Genomic DNA, 18,083 nt, shown 5'->3' on the forward strand with positions numbered 1-18,083 from the left:
CTGTTTTCTCCCTTTTTCTTTTTATACTAAAACGAAGTTCTGATTCTTCGCTTTGCTCCATCCAATTAGATCCCCAGATTTTCCAGTTCTTCACTCATATACCCCTTGAGATGCTCCTTTAAAGCCTTATGCTGAGGCAGGATAAGATCAAAATCCAGTGCCAGGATCTCACCAGCTGCTTCACTTGCATTCTTCAGGATTCCCGCATCATTGTAGATATCACCGATCTTAAATTCCATCAGTCCGCTCTGGCGGATACCGAAAAGATCTCCTGGGCCCCGAAGCTTCAGATCTTCTCCGGCTATATAAAATCCATCATTGGATTCATTGAGGATCTTCAGACGTTTAGAAGTATTTTCTTCATTATTTCCCTGGATAAAAATGCAGTAAGACTGATGCTCTCCACGCCCTACACGGCCACGGAGCTGGTGAAGCTGTGCAAGACCGAATCGTTCTGCATTTTCCACCATCATAACGGTAGCATTTGGCACATTCACTCCAACCTCCACAACCGTGGTAGATACCAGTACCTGGATCTCATCGGAAGCAAAGGCCTCCATGATCCTGTTCTTTTCTTTTGGCTTCATTTTGCCGTGAAGGATCTCTACTCTGATCTCGTCAGGCAGGACTTCCTGAAGCTTTCTGGCATAATCTGTGACATTCTCTGCATCCAGTCCTTCGCTCTCTTCCACCATTGGGCAGATCACATAAGCCTGTCTTCCCATCTGCACCTGCTTTTCAATAAAAGAATACGCCTTGGGGCGGTAGGAAGTTCCTACTACGCAATTTTTGATCGGAAGCCTTTTTGCAGGAAGCTCATCGATGATCGAAATATCCAGATCTCCGTATAAAATGATCGCCAGTGTCCGGGGAATAGGGGTTGCACTCATAACAAGTACATGTGGCGGATTTCCTCTGGTCGTCAGCGCTTCCCTCTGGCGAACGCCGAATCTGTGCTGCTCATCTGTGATCACAAGACCCAGATTCTTATATTCCACCTTTTCCTGGATCAGGGCATGAGTACCGATGATCACATTCACTTCGCCGGTTGCGATCTTCTGATAGATTTCACGCTTCTGTCTGGCTGTGGTAGATCCTGTCAGAAGAACCGGGTGGCAGGAAATGATATTCTGCTCTTCCATCAGCTTCAGAAAGCCTTCGTAATGCTGATTAGCCAGAACCTCTGTCGGCACCATCAATGCACTCTGAAAGCCATTTTCTGCTGAAAGTACCATAGCTAAAAACGCGATCACAGTTTTACCGCTTCCAACATCTCCCTGCACAAGTCTGGACATCAGCTTATGGCTGCTCAGATCTCGTTCGATCTCGTGCCAGACATTCTTCTGAGCTCCGGTCAGGTCATAGGGAAGCCCTTCTATGATTTCCTCGGTTGTCCATACTGGTTTCATTGGAAAAGTGTTTGGAGCCTCTTCGGTTTTCTCCTTCAGAAGCTGTATTGCCAGCACAAAAAGCAGGAACTCATCGAATACCAGACGTTTCCTGGCTGTGAGAAGCTCCTGCATATTTTTCGGAAAATGGATAGTCCGGATCGCATAATTGGCATCCGCAAGCTGATAGCGTTCCCGTATTTCCTCCGGCAGATATTCCCCATGGAGAGGTCTTGTATCCAAAATCTGATGTACCAACTTCGTGATCATCTTGTTGGAAAGACCTTTCGTCAGACCATATACAGGCTGCATACTGTGAATGATCTCCTCATAAGCTGCCGGGGTAAAAATCTCCGGATGTTCCATTTGAGGACGGCCTTTTTTTCTGGTGATCTTTCCTCTGAGGATAAAAACACTGCCCTTTTTGAGTGTTCCCCTCAAATAAGGCGCATTGAACCAGGCAACCGGCAATCGGCCGCTTGCATCTGCCACAGTTGTTGTCAGAACCTGGAGATTGCGTACCTGGTTAATATAAATACCTGTTGCTATAGTGACACGGATAGAGACTGTTTTGTCCTCCTCTGCTGATGCAATCTCCACAGGCTCCTCATATATATCGTAAGTCCGCGGATAATAACGGAGAAGCTCTTCCGCAGTCGTGATCCCGATCTTCTGGAAAAGCTTCTCTGTTTTCTCACCCACGCCTTTTAATTCACGTAAAGGTGTCTTTTCATTCATTTTTTGTGCTCTTTATTCTACAGAAATCAGATAGTAGTAAATCGGCTGTCCACCCTGGTTCAGCTCAACCTCGCACTCCGGATATTTCTCAGTAAGAGAATCAGAAAGTGCCTCTGCATCTTCCTCAGATACATCTTCACCATAGTAAACGCTGATGATCTCAGATTCCTCGTCAACCATCTCTGCTACCATCTCCTCCGCTACCTGAAGTCGATCTCTGCCTACTGCAAGGATGCCTGCATCACCGATTCCCATGATATCTCCCTCATGGATTTCCTTGTCATCAATACGTGTATCACGGACTGCATAAGTGATCTGTCCGGTTTTCACTCTGGAAATCGCATCGGTCATGGAAGCAAGGTTCTCCTCGCCGCCCTTTTCCGGAACAAAGCTGATCATTGCGGAAATTCCCTGTGGAATCGTCTTGGTTGGTACTACAATGATCTCCTTGTCCTCAGTCAGATCTCTTGCCTGGTTAGCTGCAAGGATAATATTCTTGTTATTCGGGAAAATATAAATTGTTTTTGCATGTACTTTCTCAATAGCATTGAGCATATCCTCTGTACTCGGGTTCATAGTCTGACCGCCTTCGATCAGATAATCTACGCCAAGCTCACGGAAAATCTGAGAAAGTCCCTCACCTACTGATACAGAAATAAATCCGTGATCCTTCGGAGGTTCTTTATTTTCTGCCTGTTCTTTTGCAAGTTTTTCAGCGTCTTTGATCAGTTTTTCCTGATGTTCTTCTCTCATATTGTCAATCTTCATGCGGGAAAGCTGACCATACGTGAGTGCACGTTCAAAAGCCTGTCCCGGATGATTGGTGTGTACGTGTACCTTGACAATCTCATCATCTGCCACCAGAACAATGGAATCACCGATGGAATCCAGAAATTCACGGAAACGATCGATCTCCTCCTGTGGAAGCGGTTTTTCAAGAAGGATAATAAACTCTGTACAATATCCAAATTTGATATCTGCCTCTGCCTGAGGAGAAATCTTTGTGATCTTAGGAGCAGCAGCTGTCTCAAACTGGGAATAATCCACTTCTTTTCCATGATATCCGTCGATGGCACCACGGAAGACTTCCAGAAGTCCCTGTCCGCCAGAATCCACAACACCTGCTTCTTTCAGGACTGGAAGCATCTCCGGTGTTCTGGCAAGAGTTTCCTCTGCATGCTGAAAGATTCCGTCGAAAAAAGCATCCAGATCTTCTGCAGCATCGGCAAGCTCTGCGGCTCTGTCTGCAGCAGCTCTGGCTACAGTAAGAATGGTTCCCTCTTTTGGTTTCATAACTGCTTTGTATGCAGTTTCAACGCCTCGCTCCATAGCTGCGGCAATGGCAGGTGCATCCAGATCTGTAAGTTTACGCACACCTCTGGTAAATCCACGCAGAAGCTGTGACAGGATAACACCGGAATTACCTCTGGCTCCACGGAGGGAACCGGAAGAAATTGCCTTTGCCAGGGATTCCATATCCGGATCTGTAAGAGCACCTACTTCAGAAGCAGCAGACATGATGGTAAGCGTCATATTGGTTCCCGTATCTCCATCAGGTACAGGAAACACATTCAGTTCATTGATCCACTCTTTCTTCGCTTCCAGATTCTTTGCTCCGGACAGAAACATTCTGGAAAGTATTTTAGCATCTATGGTTTTGTTATTCACCACAAGTTCCTCCTCTAAAACTAATCTATTGCACGCACGCCCTCAACCATAATGTTGATCTTTTCAATCTCCATTCCTGTAAAGGCTTCGACTTTATATTTTACATTGTTGACAAGATTGTCCGCAATAGTACTGATATTCACGCCATATGCTACGATGACATGAAAATTCAGCCGGATCTTATTATCATCCGTGATCTTAACACTGATACCATGTTTCAGGCTGTCAATACGCAAAAGCTTGACCAGGCCATCCTTCATACTGATAGCTGCCATTCCGATGATACCAAAACACTCTACCGCCACACTGCCGGCATAAGTCGCAATGACATCTGTATCAATTACGATCTGACCCAATCCGGAATCTATACGTCCATTCATATGGTTACCTCCATTGTTTCATTCAGATTAAATTATATAAAACTATTATAACCTTTTTTTTATAATTACGCAATGATAGAGTTCAACTTGTTTTATCTTATAGAAAATTAAGCTCATCCACTCTATTGAAGGGAAACCCCGAATTGCGATGGAGCATACTGGCCGATACTATGAAGCCGGTTTTTCCTTTTCGTTTATCTACTTATAATCCTTTTACAAACGCAACTGCATTTTTTATATCTTCTTCATCTGGATGCCCTTTTGCAATTCCACCAACCAGTTTAAATGGACCAAATGTGTCATAACCCTTGCACCCGAATTTTCCTATCACTTTGGAACGCTTCTTGTCCAAAATCTGCTCAATAGATTTATAAATCGCACTTCCACCATAAGTACAGATCAGAAATACCTTTTTGTCGTCCGGTAGATTCTTCTCTGCAAATCCCAATAATGACTGATGAAATTTTGAAAAATAGATTCCTGATGCAAACCCAATCATATCATAACTGCTCAGATCTGCATCGGGTTGTTTTACAGCATCAATCAAATCAACCTGACACTCTTCTGCTATGCTCTTTACTAATTTTTCTGTATTTCCATGATGTACCGATGCATATATGATTGCTTTTTTCATTTGTTTTCCTTTCTGCCTGCGCCATCAATCAGGTCATAACTCATGTCCAAAAAGTCCAGTATCTTTGCTTTACTGACCGAACCATCCAGTAAAATCGTGATCCAGTGCTGCTTGTTCATATGGTATCCAGGTAAAAATCCATGCGTCTGAATAATCATATTCGTCATGTCCGGATCACACTTTACATCCATGATATCAACCGGATCTTTTCCTTCTAATCCCAGTTTTGATTTTTCAATAGTCATGATCACTGCATACCATTTTCCGTTTTTATGTCGGAGTACTGCACTGTCTGGCGATTTACTCCATAAATATTCTGGGACTGTTCCGTACTGTTTCTGCACATATTTAAAGATTTCTTCCGTCTTCACAATCTATTCAACTCCTGACGTTTCTGATATCCTACCTATAATCATACCACATTTTCGGATTCCGAACTACCTGCCAAATTCTTTTGCATTTTCCCGGTTTTCCTATTCTCATATGCCAGTTCAGCAAGAATATGTTCTATTCAGCTTCAGGAAAGAGACCAGGCCAAAGAAAAAACGATAAATTAATTCGCACTGGGTAATTTTCTATGTTTCAAATTGATCTAAACCATACACACAACGCTTAATTCTACCATGATCCGCCCTGTTCCCGGAGGTATGGAATACTTTCCTTAAAACTCTTTGCAGAATTTTTGATAAATTTCCTTTTTTTGCTTGCAAAAGAGCAATTCATCTGTTAAAATGGTGACTGTTGATAAAAGGAGGTGCTATTCATGGCTAAATGTGCAATCTGCGATAAAGGAGCTCATTTCGGAAACAATGTGAGTCATTCCCATAGAAGATCCAACAAAATGTGGAAATCTAACGTTAAATCCGTCAGAGTAAAAACAACTGCCGGCGGAGCAAAGAAAATGTATGTATGTACTTCTTGTTTAAGATCCGGAAAAGTTGAAAGAGCGTAAGTAATATCGTATGCCCCCGTAGAATGCGGGGGCTGTTTTTTTATCTTTAAGACAGATAAATTACAAGCGGGAAGTATGCCAGGTGCACACTTCCCGCTTATCTGCAAAACATATGATATCCGCATAGCAGACATATGACTGCCATTGCGATCACAATAAAATTCTCTGTAATAAGGATACCAAGAACCATGCCCACACCAATAAAAAACAGCATAAAACCAGTTAGCTTTCCCACTCCTGTCTGCTCATTTCCTGTTTTTTATTACAGTATATGCATGAAATCTAAATGGAATACTACTCTTCTTTCCCGTCTGTATCCTCGGCATTGCCTGCACCTGGTGCAAAACGGTTCACAAAATCCGGCACCATATCCAGAACCTTGGTAAGGCCATCCTGATTTTTTACGTTTACAAGTTTGGTGCTTCCATTCTGGATCACAAGCACTGCACAGGGAGACATCTTTCCGGCAAGACCTCCGCCGCCATTGTTCTTCTTGTCCCCTTCAAAAGCTCCGGCTCCCACGCCGAAGGATACATCGACCAGAGGAAGGATAATGGTATCGCCTACATGAATGGCATCGCCAACCACTGTCTTGGCCGATACAAAGCCATCCATTCCTTTAAATAATGAATTCACGGTATCTTTGAAATTATTCTCTTTCTCCATGATTTACCTCCTTATGTCTCCATCGGTGGATGACGTATTTTATATTTTTATTGAAATAAAGCTTCGCTGCTGTTGTGAGAACTACAATTCCATAAATCCTTCCCTTTAACATGATCTCTCCCTCAAGAACATTTTCATTATCAAAAAGGGGCGCTGCTTCGATCTTGTTTTTATGAAAAGGAATCGTCATTCCTAATACAGCCAATACCATACCTGTAACTGCCGGATCTTCATTGCCAAATGTGATCTTTCCGGTGATCCTTGTCGGAAGCACATGATAAATCAGTTTTTTTGCATTTTTCCACAGAAAGGAAAGAGCCTCTCTGGTTCGGGGATGGTCTAAAAATTCCTTCCACCAGTTTATCTTATCACAGAAATTCCGGATTGTTAATGCAAGACTTTGAATTTTTTTCAGAATCCTTTTGGGGATTCCAAGAAAATTCTGTACGATTCGGAACAGCTTTCCAACTGTCATTTTTATTTTTCCCACTATATTCAAAATTAAATCTGCAATCTTTGTCCGAAGCCTCTTTTCATCTTCCGATATTTCTTCGGAAATCGATATCGGCTCCATTATTACATTTTCCGAAATTTCATTTATATCTTCAACAGTATCTTCCTGAGGCTCAGACATTTGCAGCTCTGCGGTATCGTTCTGATTTTCGCTTTTTGATGTCTTTTCATGACTTCCAGAAGCCTCTGTCTGTTTTTTTGCATTTTGATTTCCGGAGTTGGAAAGAGCTCTTGGTTTCTTTTTTTTACGAAACAGATTTTTAAATTTTTCCAAAGGAATCCCTAACAAACATATTTTTGTTTTCAGAACGCCCTGCTCCCAGAATACCTGTGCAGAAATTATATGAAGCAGCCAGCTCACTTCACCGAAAGCATGTATTTCCCGAAGACTATCCGTACGGTCTTTTTTTAAATTCCCTCTGTATCTGATTGGACAAAATAAAAGAAGCAGCAGGATCAGAAAGATCAGCCCGATCAGAATCCCCAGAAGGATCAATATCCATTTTATTATCAGCCATAATATATGCAGCATTGGTTCACCTGTTTTTCAGATATTCTTTTATTTTAAAATTTCCAGTTTCGGTATAAACCTGTTCGATCATATCCTGTACCATCTGTATAGCACCGGATTTTCCTCTAGCCATTCCAACGATCAAAGGACAGGTGGCTCTGGCGCTTCGCTGTACAAGCATGCCTGCGGGAAGAATTTCCAAAATATTTCCGGGATTATCAGACAAAGTAACAACGTAGATATCCGGCACGAATTTACCAGCAGTGATCCTGGTTCTTATTCTAGTAGGATTTTTTACATCATTTCCTATGTAATAGTTTTTCATCCATTTCAGCAATCTGCCCTCACCTCCGTTATAATGCCAAACAGGGCTGCGTATGTACACAGCCCTGTCCTGTTGTTAAAAATACTTCTGCTGTTTCGCCCAGACGCCTTCACTTCGCATTTCCAGATACTCCTGATAGGCCTGTTCCACGATATGCTTCTCGTTGGAAAAACGGAGAAGATGATAGATCTCATGAAACTTATAGTATCCGGAATCTACAAAATATTCCTCTCGCTGGGGTTTGCTATGATAATTATCAGCTATCATGAGATACCAGTGTACCTCTTTCATTACCACATCCTCCGGAACGGTGAAATTATACTGGCTCTTACCGATATATTTCACGATAGAGGCCCGAACACCTGCTTCTTCCATTACTTCACGTAAAGCAGTCTGTTCAAAAGTCTCTCCTTTTTCTACAGTTCCTTTGGGAAGCACCCATCCTTCATAACGGTTCCTGTAGGATTTATACAATGCCAGAATCTTACCCCGATGAATTACCACACCGCCACAGCTTGTTGCTTCTATCATATTGCAATCCTCCTGTAATGCGTGTGTCTTTTGCACTGGCTATAGTATACCTCTTTTTTACCTTATAGGCAAGGGGCAAGAAGCAGATACTGTTCTCAATTTAATCGAAATAATATGCATCAAAAACATCGGCCGCAATGGGAACTGCCGCTTCGCTTCCGGTTCCGCCGTTTTCCACGATCACTGCAATGGCGATATCCGGATCATCTACATTAGAATAACCCACAAACCAGGAATGACTGGAACCATTTTCATCAAACTCCGCAGAACCGGTCTTTCCGGCAACAGTATATCCTCGTCCATTCAATGCGGAAGCCGTACCGTTTTCAACTACATTTTTCATTAGTTTTCCAAGGATATTGGCTTCATTTCTTGTCATCAGACGTTTGTATTCTGTTTTTTCTGTTTCCCTGACCGTATCACCGGAATTATTCACAATCTTATCGATCATAGTTGGCTTCATCAGTACACCATCATTGGCGATGGCACTTGTGATCAATGCCATATGCATCGGAGAAACAAGAGTGTTACCCTGGCCGATCGAGGTCTGCATCACAAGTGCATTCGGAGAATCTTTATCAAGGGTAAAGCGACTGGTTTTATAGGAATTCAGCGGAAGCGCCCTATTAAAGAGCAGATCCTCTGCAGTACTTTTCAGAGTATCTCCTCCCAGACCAAGTCCCATATCTGCAAATGCACAGTTACAGGAATGTGCAAATGCGGAATAAAAATCCTCCTGTCCATGTACTGCACCATTGTAACACTGGATCGTGTGGTCATCCACTGTGATACTTCCCTGACACAGATAGGAATATCCCTCCAGTGATCCCTTTTGTCTGAAATAATCCAGTGCCGTGACGATCTTAAATGTTGATCCCGGAGGATAAGCTCCATTGGTTGCACGGTTTAAAAGGCTGCTGTTACTTTCATCATTAACAAGGGTATCCCAGTTCTGTGCGATCGTGTTCGGATCAAAATCCGGTTTGCTCACCATAGCCAGGATACGTCCGGTGGATGGCTCCAGTACAACTACCGCTCCTCTGCGGTCTCCCAGAGAATTGTATGCTGTTGTCTGAAGATCTGCATTCAGACTGGAGATCACGGTATCACCCTGATTCTTTTTTCCCAGGAATTCATTTTTCATCTGTTCCAGAAAAAATGAATGGGAGGTGAGAAGCTGGAAATTTGCTTCCGATTCCAAACCGCTCTTACCATTGGTATCATATCCTACTGCATGTGCAAAAATATTGGAAAACGGATACGTTCTCTCTTCTGTTCCATCTTCATACACATTGGTCTGTGCCAGGACCTCACCATCCGAAGACTGGATACTTCCACGTACTACCCGGTCCGAAAATGTATCCTGACGGGTGTTGTACGGGCTGTTGATAAAATCTTCGCTTTTTATGGCGTCAAAATAAACCAGATATCCGATCAGACTGACAAAGATCAATATAAAGAAGGCCGATACAAAAGTTAAAGGCCGGTTCTTTTTTCTACGGAGTCTGGCGATTTCTCTTTCTCTCAGGCGTTGCTCTCTTTCCTCTTCTTTCAATCGTTTCTTTTCGCTGCGTTTCAATTTGTTCGTCCTCATCTTCCCTCAGAATATACAGTCCCTGAATGATCGCAAGCATCAGGATGGTACACATGACAGAACTGCCTCCGTAACTCACCAGCGGAAGTGTAACTCCTGTCATTGGAATAAACTTGGTTGCACCGCCGATGGTCAGAAATACCTGAAAAGCATATTCTGTTCCGAGCCCCAGTGCGATCAGTTTATAAAACGGATTCCTGATCTTTAGTGCAATAGTAACGATCATCAGAAAAAAGCTTGTGCATACAAGAATCAGGCAGATGGCAAAAATGCCACCCAGTTCCTCGCAAATAGCACTGAAGATAAAATCATTTTTTACGACCGGAATCTTCTCCGGAGAGCCCTGACAAAGTCCCATTCCAAACCAGCCTCCGGTTCCGATCGCAAACAGAGACTGCACGATCTGATAACCTTCATTTTGATAGACAGCCATCGGATCCTTCCAGGCACTGACTCGCTGACGGACATGTCCAAAAAGATGATATGCGATCACCGAACCAACGCATCCTCCGCCAAGTCCCAGAAATAAATAGCTCGGATTTCTGGTTGCAACATAGATCAGTACAAGGTAGGTGACAAAAAAGATCACTGCACTACCCAGATCCCTGGAAAGAACCAGGATCCCTACATGGATCACTGCAACGATCGTAGCCAGTACTACTTTGCGAAAATCCACCTTGGTACACAGAAGTGATGCCATAAAAAATACGAAGGTTATCTTGATCACCTCGGAAGGCTGGATTCCCATAAGAGAAAGCTTTGCACCGTAGCTTGTGCTTGCCAGAACAAGAACTGCCGCCAGAAGTACAATACCAATTCCGGCATAAGCCCATGTAAGATCCTTTAAAAATTTCATTTTTCGTATCATTACCGGTATCACCAGTGATACTGCACTACCTGCGGCCACGATCAGAAGCTGCTTAGTTGCAGACGGAAGTGAAAGCCGGCAGAGCATGATAAATCCTACGCTCAGGAGCATACACATATTATTTAAAAGAAGCAGCGATGCATTCTGATAAATAATTCGATAAAGGATCTGGATCGCTGCAAAAAAGATCATCATTTCGATATAGAACAGGATGACCCTGAAATCCATGCTTTTTAAATAGATCACAAGAAATGCTGTAAAATCAATAAAAAAGATCATGGTCAGCTGCTGATGGAGCAGTTCTCTCTTTTCTTCCTCATCCTGCCGCCACACCATATAAAAACAATGAAAGGTATAGACGATCATCAATGTGAGGATCACATACTTAGATAATTCTGTAATTACATTAATCATACACTTTTACTCGGCTCCTCTTTTAAAATGGCCTTTTGTATACCTGCGTCCGGAAGGTTTTCCGTTTTCCTGATAAACCGTCCGGAATTCTTTCAGGATCGCTTTTGCTTTCTCTGGCTCTTCGATCGTAAATGCCAGTCGCAAAGAGTGAAGGTTCAGTTTTTTTACCTGATCTTTTTCACCCGGAAGTCCGTAAGGAATGCTGTTATAAATGATATTATAACAGTATTTTGCTTTTTCGGAGATGTTTTTTCCCCATGGATCACAACTGCATTTTACCGGAAATTCACTGTTATAGCGGTCTTTCAGATAAGCCGTCTCATATTTTCCTGTACATCCGAAAAGATTCTTCCTTACACACTGCGCGGAAAGCATCAGTGGGATATAACCATATAAAAGCAGCTCCGAAGAAGTATTATCTCTGTGTTTCAGTTCACCCTCATTCAACTCAAGGGGGACTGTATTTCGAAGAACTCCCTCTTCCCGCCAGAAATCAACGCTCTGATCATTCCAGGTATACATGGATGCATCCAGGATACATTTTTCGCCATATCCCATTTTTTTCAGTATGGCGTAAGATTCCAGATTTCTTACCAGAAAACCCTTCATACCCTGCTCCAACCATTTTTGAGCTGATCGAAGCCACTTTTCGGGGATTTCTCCGCGATGGATATGTGGAGTAGAAAGATATAATTCACTGCTTGCAGCAAGTTCCGGTGAAAAATATTTTTCCATAGTATCAAAAGGAAAATAAAAACCTGTAATCCCCGGTTCGTTCAAAAGTACTTCCGCAGTATCCGAACGTTCACAGGATACATACACAGGCAGGCTGTCTGTTACCCTTCTGTGACAGGCAGCCTGATCCTTAGATTTCGTCGGCTGCTTCGTAACCTGTGCTCTCTTCTGACATCCGATCAGTGCTTCCCGCAGCTGACTCAGAGCATCTCTTCGTACTTCATTGAGAACTTTAACCGGAACAAAAATCCTTCCATTTATTTCAATGTTCAGATCCTCCCACTGAAAATCTGTATTTCCCAGTTTCTCCATCTGCTGACGGATCCTCTGTTCTTCCATTGGCTGATTTTTAGCAAACTGTACCTCACCGCCCATAGCAGTTACTGTCTGGCCCTTGCAGGTTATTTCCAGTATAACAGGACTTTCAGGAGAAAGTATTAAATTCCCATGAATTTTTTCTTTTATTTTTCTGATCTCCGGCTGGATATTACCGGATTTTTTTTCATTGGCAAAAGCCATCATTTCCGGTCCGCGATACATATCATAGTATCCTTTGCAGGATCCTCCACGACTGAAAAGCTCAAGAAGATACTTCCGGTCTTTTTCCTGAACGTGATATTCTTTTCCACTTAAATACATATCCAGATATTTTCGATATACTGCCGTGACGCCCGCTGTGTACGCCGGCTGTTTCATACGCCCTTCGATCTTCAGAGACATAACACCCGCCTCCAGGATATTCGGAAGAATATCCAAAGTGCAGATATCTTTCAGGCTTAATGCACAAAAATCCTTGTCTCCTTTATATTTTCTGTGATCCATGGTTACACTGTAAGGAAGCCTGCATGGCTGCGCACAGCGGCCACGGTTTCCGCTTCTTCCACCGAAAATACTGCTCATCAGACACTGGCCGGAATAGCTGTAACAGAGAGCTCCATGGATAAAAGTCTCTATTTCCAGAGGACTTGCCTTATGCATGGCAGATATCTCTTCCAGGGAAAGCTCTCTGGCCGGAACCACACGAGTTGCTCCCTTTTCCTCCAGAAACCGCATTCCCTCCAGTCCGGTTACTGTCATCTGTGTGCTTGCGTGAATATCCAGATCCGGGAAATTCCGGCGTATAAAAGAAAATACTCCCAGATCCTGTACGATCACCGCATCCAGACCTGCCTCATAATATGGAAGCAGATATTCAAACAGCTGATCATCCAGTTCACGGTTCTTCAAAAGTGTATTCACAGTAAGATATAATTTACGGTTATGGATATGTGCGGTCTCAATGGCAGTGATCAGCTCTTCCTGGGTGAAGTTCTGCGCATAAGCTCTTGCTCCAAAAGCCGGTCCTCCTACATATACCGCATCAGCCCCGGCACCAATAGCTGCCTCAAAGCTTTCATAAGAACCTGCCGGCGAGAGCAGTTCTGTTATCATATTTTTCAAAGTATTCCCTCATCTCCCATCTGTTAATCAATCCGATGACCATAAAACAAAAGAGGATTACCGAAGCAATCCCCCATCCTTATTTAAGCAGTTCATCAAGTTCTTTCTCCAGTTCCTTCACCTTACCGTCCAGAAGATTCTTCTGTTCCTGAGCTTCCTGTTCTGCCTTCTTCGCCTCTTCAATCTGCATTTTCAAAGAAATCAGTTCATGTTTCAGATCATACATCTCCTGGTCTTTCTGCTGCAGATCCTGTTCAAAAATCTCCGCCTGCTTCTTTGCCTTAAAATAATCATCTGTAATATTCAGACTGAGCAGTGTATGTTTGGTCTCCATGGCCTGTCTGGAGTATCCCGGCATCTGACTCAGCTCACTGATCTTATTATTCATATAGGCTGCAACCTTCTGAAAATATTCCTCGGACTCATACCCGCCCAGAGTAATGATCTTTCCATCGATAACAACCTGTGCTGTATTCTTTACCGCCATTCGTAAAGCCTCCTGAATTTATCTGTTACTGGTAATTTCCTCAATAACATTCCTCTGCATTGCCGGTCTTACAACCCGCAATTTCTTTTATTATAACTGATTCCCGCAAAAATGTATAGAAGTTTTTCTATTATTTTGTCGATTACAATATTTTCCTTAAAGATGCAAATGTTTTTCTCAATTATGAGTGTTGGCTTTCATGTGTTCGATCACCCTTTTCCAGGAATCAATACCGCAGGTTCCACTTACCTTTACGCCTGTGTTTTTCTGGAAAACTTTCAGAGATGCTTCTGTATCGTCTCCGAAATGGCCATCCACAGTAACACCAAGTACAGACTGCAGCACAGAAACTGCAACGCCGGAATTCCCTTTCCGGATGATCGGAAGCTGGGTCTCAAATTTTCCTGTCAGAACTACTGCCTTTTCTGAAGTCTGTACAGGATACACTGCTTTTCCGTTCCAGTCATAGATGGTGTAGCCCTGTTTCCACTCTTTCTTTGCATTCTCAAGGCTCTTGTATGCTCCAATCTGGCTCTTGCTGTCAGCCCAGGACTTTCTTGTGCGATAATACTTATCTACCGTTGGCGTGGTGGTCTCAGCTCCGATCAGTTGCTTGAACCGGTTCCAGTCACCTTTTGCACGGATCGCTGACGGGCAGTTCTTTGCGCATACATCATAATGCTGCACAACTCTGTCAGCCGGGATTCCCAGCTGTTTCATAAGCTGTTTGCACACCTGTACTGTATTCTGGAAAGCTTTCTCATAGTTATAGCCCGCCTGGACGCACATCTCGATTCCTACTGAATTTCTATTGTTGACAGTACCGAACAGCCGACCTCCGTAGTTGACGCCTACGTGCCATGCTCCACGGTTGTATGGAAGCGCCTGATACGCCTCTGTGTCGTCCACATATACATGTGCAGAATAGCCTTTAAAGTTTCCATCATGTTGAGCCTTAGCATGTGCTTTCGCATTTGCACCCTTGGCATAGTTATCTGTGTTGTGAATTACGATATATGCCGGTTTATGACCTGCATAGCTGTTGTTGTTACTGATAAGACTTGTGTTGATATTCATGGTTGTACTCTCCTTTTCTGTTTTTGATGTCTTATTTGATGCCTTAATAGATAATATGCCATTCAAAATGCTGATGATCTTCTGACCATAATTCCTGCCGGATACCTGAGCTTTTCCCATAATCTTTAACATATGTTTCCTCCAATAAAAAAAGACGATTACTCGCCTCCTAAAAATACTTGAATTATTTTTTTCGAAATGGTATATTGATAATACAAAGGAACAACCGCCCACAAGGGGTTGAACTCAGTGAATAGCGAAATAGAAATTCCACCCTACACTCAGCCAAAGTTTTGGGGTGGTTTTTCTATGTAGAAAATTACTTACAAAACGTCAAAACGAACGTAAGCAATGCCAGAATGAACATACCAAAAGCCATGAGGTCTTTGAAATCAAAATGATTCTTGTCCATCAGCACCACATCCATTCTATGTAGAATAGAGGTCAGCCACCCTGCAACACGATTGCTCCGTGTTCTATATTATCATATCGTCCTTTGATGTTCAACGAATTTCACAAAGGGATCACTCGCCCTCTGAATCTTTGTATTTCGTCCTGTCCCAGATACCTTTTACTTTTTCCCAACCGCCGGTCGCAACCAAATACACTACAAACGCCGCAATAATCGATGCGAAAATATAATACCAGGTGACAGCTGTCTTATAATACGTGCACAGGACTGCCAGTGCCACCGGACACAGGATCAGTGATGTGACCAGTGCTACAATACTTGTCGGGATCTTATTAAGTCCCGGGAGCTCTTTGATCACCTGCACAATAATCGATACCAGGAACGCCAGCACCCCGATCAGCGCCAGACCATATGTTACATACTGCATCATTACATTTACATTCATGTTCATTCTCCTTTTCTTTCCAGATCTTCTATTCTATGACATGAGCAAATGATTGTTTCCATGTAGTGTTTCCCTTCTCCGACTGTTGCACCGGCGCAATTACAGTTTAAAGCACATGTTTTGAAATTTCTTATAAGCATCAAAGTATAACTCGTGCTTATCTCCGTTATATGTCAGCTCATAATACATTCCATCCGGCACAGTCGTGCTCAGAAGTGCTTTACTGTTCTGTAATGTCTTACAACTCCATACCACGTACACATACTGTACTGTGATCTGTTTTCCATCGATCTTATCCATGTGTGAATTGGTATATTCAGCTACTTTTACTTTGCAAAGTCTTAAAAATTCTTCATTTCCCATTCCTTACCTCCTACACATGGTCAATTCTCGGAATTCCATACTCAACCGCACGCTCATGTTCGATCTTGCATCCTCTTGCTTTCTGCCAGTCTTTTGCAAAATAAGCGATATCGGCATCAGATAAAAACTCCAGGGACTTTCCAATGAACCACAGAGGTTTTGCTCCTACCGGTGCTGACTGGAAGAAAGAATCAATAACCTCTACAGGTTCTCTCAACAACTCTTCTGCCGCTTTGATTGCCACCTTTCGCTCTGCAAGAATCTCCTCGTCTGCTTTGCCACTCATTGGCTGACTGATAAATAATTTCTTCATTTCTTGTCCTCTCTTTCTTAAAAAAGTGTATAAAAATACCACCTGTCATTTTCTGACTGGTGGATAATTATTGTTTATTTTAAGTCTTGCATTCTTGTGTATATTATCGTAAAATACACATAAGATATCTTAATAAGAACCATTCGCAGTACCCATGATCTTTTAGATCGTACAGCTGAATGGTTCTTATTTTTTATTTCTTTGATAAACACCAATTATTTTTCTATCCTTGTACAATGCGATCTCTTCCAAAAAAGGAGAGATGTGTTGATCTGAACAGATTATTGACCTGCTCCATTATTTCGCCCTCTTTCAGCGGGCAATCCGTTATATCAAAAATAAAGTTTCCTGCCTGGCGCTTTTTCTTTTTTACCGCATTATACAGAACGTTTTTTCACCTGTGCTAATAGTCTTCAATTCAGATTCTCTGGTAACTCAGTTACCGAGTAATTCACTTTTTTTATGACCTTTACTTTGTCGATAAATCAGGACGAGGATATCCAAGATGGGTATATGCCAGCACGGAAGCCATTCTTCCACGTGGAGTTCTGTTAAGGAAACCTGTCTGCAAAAGATAGGGTTCATACACGTCTTCCAGTGTTCCGGAGTCTTCTCCGATCGATGCGGCAAGTGTTTCAAGCCCCACGGGGCCGCCCTGAAAATTCAGGATCAAGGTCTGGAGAATGCGGCGGTCTGTTTTATCAAGGCCATACTGATCTACTTCCAGAAGATCCAATGCGAAGCAGGCAACATCGTAGGTGATCACACCATTATACTTCACCTGGGCGAAATCACGTACTCTCTTCAGAAGACGGTTGGCCAGACGGGGGGTTCCTCTGGAACGCTTGGCGATCTCGGCAGCTCCATTGGGTTCGATTTCCACGCCAAGCACCTGAGCGGAACGTAGAATGATCGTCGTCAGTTCTTTTTTATCATAAAACTCCAGTCTCTGTGTTACGCCAAAACGATCACGAAGCGGCGCGGAAAGAAGACCTGCCCTCGTTGTTGCACCTACCAATGTAAACTTCGGAAGATCCAGACGAATGGAACGGGCGGATGCTCCTTTGCCGATCATGATATCGATAGCAAAATCTTCCATTGCCGGGTAAAGAACCTCTTCTACCTGTCGATTCAGTCTGTGTATCTCATCTACAAACAGCACATCTCCTTCCTGAAGGTTGTTCAGGATCGCAGCCATTTCGCCTGGCTTTTCAATCGCAGGACCTGATGTTACCTTCATATGTGTTCCCATCTCATTGGCAATGATCGCGGAAAGTGTAGTCTTTCCCAGCCCCGGAGGTCCATAAAACAGCACATGATCCAGTGAATCATGACGCTGCTTTGCTGCTTCGATATAAATTTTCAGGGTATCTTTTGTTTTCTGTTGACCAATATACTCATCCAGACTCTGAGGCCTTAAATTTCCCTCCAGGGAAAAATCCTCTTCTGTAACATCTGTTGTAATGATCCTGTTCTCCATTTGCTATGCTCCGTTCTATTTCATTTCAGTGCGAGCATGTTTGCTCTTACTCACGGCGGTGACATGCTCCCACCACTTAAATCTTACGATTTTGAAGTGGGGGCTTCCTGCTCGATTACCCTTTAGGGCAAAGCTAAAACAGGCTATCC

At 43.0% G+C, this 18,083-nt stretch carries 21 protein-coding genes; 1 reads left to right on the forward strand and 20 read right to left on the reverse strand.

The annotated features are described in order from the left end of the window. Window positions 1-65 precede the first annotated feature (65 nt). The 5 genes from recG to LKD46_RS09520 form a co-directional block, all read right to left on the reverse strand. On the reverse strand, window positions 66-2,126 hold the full coding sequence (recG, locus tag LKD46_RS09500) for an ATP-dependent DNA helicase RecG (RefSeq protein ID WP_110103929.1): 2,061 nt from the start codon (window positions 2,124-2,126) through the stop codon (window positions 66-68). 12 nt (window positions 2,127-2,138) lie between these two features. After that, complete coding sequence (locus LKD46_RS09505) at window positions 2,139-3,794, reverse strand: DAK2 domain-containing protein (protein WP_110103927.1); 1,656 nt, start codon at window positions 3,792-3,794, stop codon at window positions 2,139-2,141. A 20-nt stretch (window positions 3,795-3,814) separates the two neighbouring features. After that, window positions 3,815-4,174, reverse strand: a complete 360-nt coding sequence (locus LKD46_RS09510) for an Asp23/Gls24 family envelope stress response protein (RefSeq protein ID WP_015524900.1) — start codon at window positions 4,172-4,174, stop codon at window positions 3,815-3,817. 202 nt (window positions 4,175-4,376) lie between these two features. Beyond that, the gene (locus LKD46_RS09515) at window positions 4,377-4,808 is read right to left on the reverse strand and encodes a flavodoxin family protein (protein WP_227574079.1); all 432 of its coding nucleotides are present in this window, start codon (window positions 4,806-4,808) and stop codon (window positions 4,377-4,379) included. Continuing rightward, window positions 4,805-5,179 carry an MmcQ/YjbR family DNA-binding protein gene (locus LKD46_RS09520; protein ID WP_110103925.1) on the reverse strand — a complete coding sequence of 125 codons (375 nt, stop codon included), beginning with the start codon at window positions 5,177-5,179 and terminating at the stop codon, window positions 4,805-4,807. The genes LKD46_RS09515 and LKD46_RS09520 overlap by 4 nt, the downstream gene beginning before the upstream one ends. 392 nt (window positions 5,180-5,571) lie before the next feature. On the opposite strand from LKD46_RS09520, the gene rpmB reads away from it, so the two are divergent. Continuing rightward, window positions 5,572-5,760 (forward strand): 50S ribosomal protein L28, encoded by a 189-nt coding sequence (gene rpmB, locus LKD46_RS09525; RefSeq protein WP_015524898.1) that lies wholly within the window; start codon window positions 5,572-5,574, stop codon window positions 5,758-5,760. 97 nt (window positions 5,761-5,857) lie between these two features. On the opposite strand, the gene LKD46_RS09530 is transcribed toward rpmB, so the two are convergent. From LKD46_RS09530 to ruvB, 15 genes are all read right to left on the reverse strand, one after another. Beyond that, window positions 5,858-5,995, reverse strand: a complete 138-nt coding sequence (locus LKD46_RS09530; protein ID WP_173740860.1) for a hypothetical protein — start codon at window positions 5,993-5,995, stop codon at window positions 5,858-5,860. A gap of 59 nt (window positions 5,996-6,054) precedes the next feature. Beyond that, complete coding sequence (locus LKD46_RS09535; protein WP_015524896.1) at window positions 6,055-6,426, reverse strand: GerW family sporulation protein; 372 nt, start codon at window positions 6,424-6,426, stop codon at window positions 6,055-6,057. Continuing rightward, entirely contained in the window at window positions 6,410-7,471 is a 1,062-nt protein-coding gene (locus LKD46_RS09540) for a DUF2953 domain-containing protein (RefSeq protein WP_110103923.1), read from the reverse strand. The genes LKD46_RS09535 and LKD46_RS09540 overlap by 17 nt, the downstream gene beginning before the upstream one ends. Before the next feature lie 4 nt (window positions 7,472-7,475). After that, window positions 7,476-7,787 carry a hypothetical protein gene (locus LKD46_RS09545; protein ID WP_110103921.1) on the reverse strand — a complete coding sequence of 104 codons (312 nt, stop codon included), beginning with the start codon at window positions 7,785-7,787 and terminating at the stop codon, window positions 7,476-7,478. A 63-nt stretch (window positions 7,788-7,850) separates the two neighbouring features. Then, on the reverse strand, window positions 7,851-8,306 hold the full coding sequence (locus LKD46_RS09550; RefSeq protein WP_015524893.1) for an NUDIX hydrolase: 456 nt from the start codon (window positions 8,304-8,306) through the stop codon (window positions 7,851-7,853). A gap of 100 nt (window positions 8,307-8,406) precedes the next feature. Beyond that, window positions 8,407-9,900, reverse strand: coding sequence for a peptidoglycan D,D-transpeptidase FtsI family protein (locus tag LKD46_RS09555; RefSeq protein WP_110103920.1), 1,494 nt, complete (start codon window positions 9,898-9,900; stop codon window positions 8,407-8,409). Continuing rightward, a complete protein-coding gene (locus tag LKD46_RS09560; protein ID WP_015524892.1) occupies window positions 9,803-11,182 on the reverse strand; it encodes an FtsW/RodA/SpoVE family cell cycle protein in 1,380 nt (459 codons plus the stop codon). Before LKD46_RS09560 ends, LKD46_RS09555 begins: the two co-directional genes overlap by 98 nt. Window positions 11,183-11,188: 6 nt before the next feature. Then, on the reverse strand, window positions 11,189-13,348 hold the full coding sequence (locus LKD46_RS09565) for a peptidase U32 family protein (RefSeq protein ID WP_110103994.1): 2,160 nt from the start codon (window positions 13,346-13,348) through the stop codon (window positions 11,189-11,191). 88 nt (window positions 13,349-13,436) lie between these two features. Then, the gene (locus LKD46_RS09570; protein WP_015524889.1) at window positions 13,437-13,844 is read right to left on the reverse strand and encodes a cell division protein ZapA; all 408 of its coding nucleotides are present in this window, start codon (window positions 13,842-13,844) and stop codon (window positions 13,437-13,439) included. Window positions 13,845-14,021: 177 nt separating this feature from the next. After that, on the reverse strand, window positions 14,022-15,053 hold the full coding sequence (locus LKD46_RS09575; RefSeq protein WP_227574080.1) for a peptidoglycan recognition protein family protein: 1,032 nt from the start codon (window positions 15,051-15,053) through the stop codon (window positions 14,022-14,024). 392 nt (window positions 15,054-15,445) lie between these two features. Then, window positions 15,446-15,778 carry a ribonuclease gene (locus tag LKD46_RS09580; protein WP_110103919.1) on the reverse strand — a complete coding sequence of 111 codons (333 nt, stop codon included), beginning with the start codon at window positions 15,776-15,778 and terminating at the stop codon, window positions 15,446-15,448. Between the two features lie 99 nt (window positions 15,779-15,877). Further along, window positions 15,878-16,141 (reverse strand): DUF6275 family protein, encoded by a 264-nt coding sequence (locus LKD46_RS09585; RefSeq protein ID WP_110103918.1) that lies wholly within the window; start codon window positions 16,139-16,141, stop codon window positions 15,878-15,880. Window positions 16,142-16,151: 10 nt separating this feature from the next. After that, window positions 16,152-16,454, reverse strand: coding sequence for a DUF4406 domain-containing protein (locus LKD46_RS09590; RefSeq protein ID WP_022426487.1), 303 nt, complete (start codon window positions 16,452-16,454; stop codon window positions 16,152-16,154). A gap of 223 nt (window positions 16,455-16,677) precedes the next feature. Beyond that, on the reverse strand, window positions 16,678-16,839 hold the full coding sequence (locus LKD46_RS16865; RefSeq protein WP_158526504.1) for a CdiA C-terminal domain-containing protein: 162 nt from the start codon (window positions 16,837-16,839) through the stop codon (window positions 16,678-16,680). Window positions 16,840-16,923: 84 nt separating this feature from the next. Then, window positions 16,924-17,934 carry a Holliday junction branch migration DNA helicase RuvB gene (gene ruvB / locus LKD46_RS09600; protein ID WP_015524888.1) on the reverse strand — a complete coding sequence of 337 codons (1,011 nt, stop codon included), beginning with the start codon at window positions 17,932-17,934 and terminating at the stop codon, window positions 16,924-16,926. Between the last annotated feature and the right edge of the window lie 149 nt (window positions 17,935-18,083).

The organism is Blautia fusiformis, assembly GCF_020686995.1.
GTDB classification, from domain to species: Bacteria; Bacillota; Clostridia; order Lachnospirales; family Lachnospiraceae; genus Blautia_A; species Blautia_A fusiformis.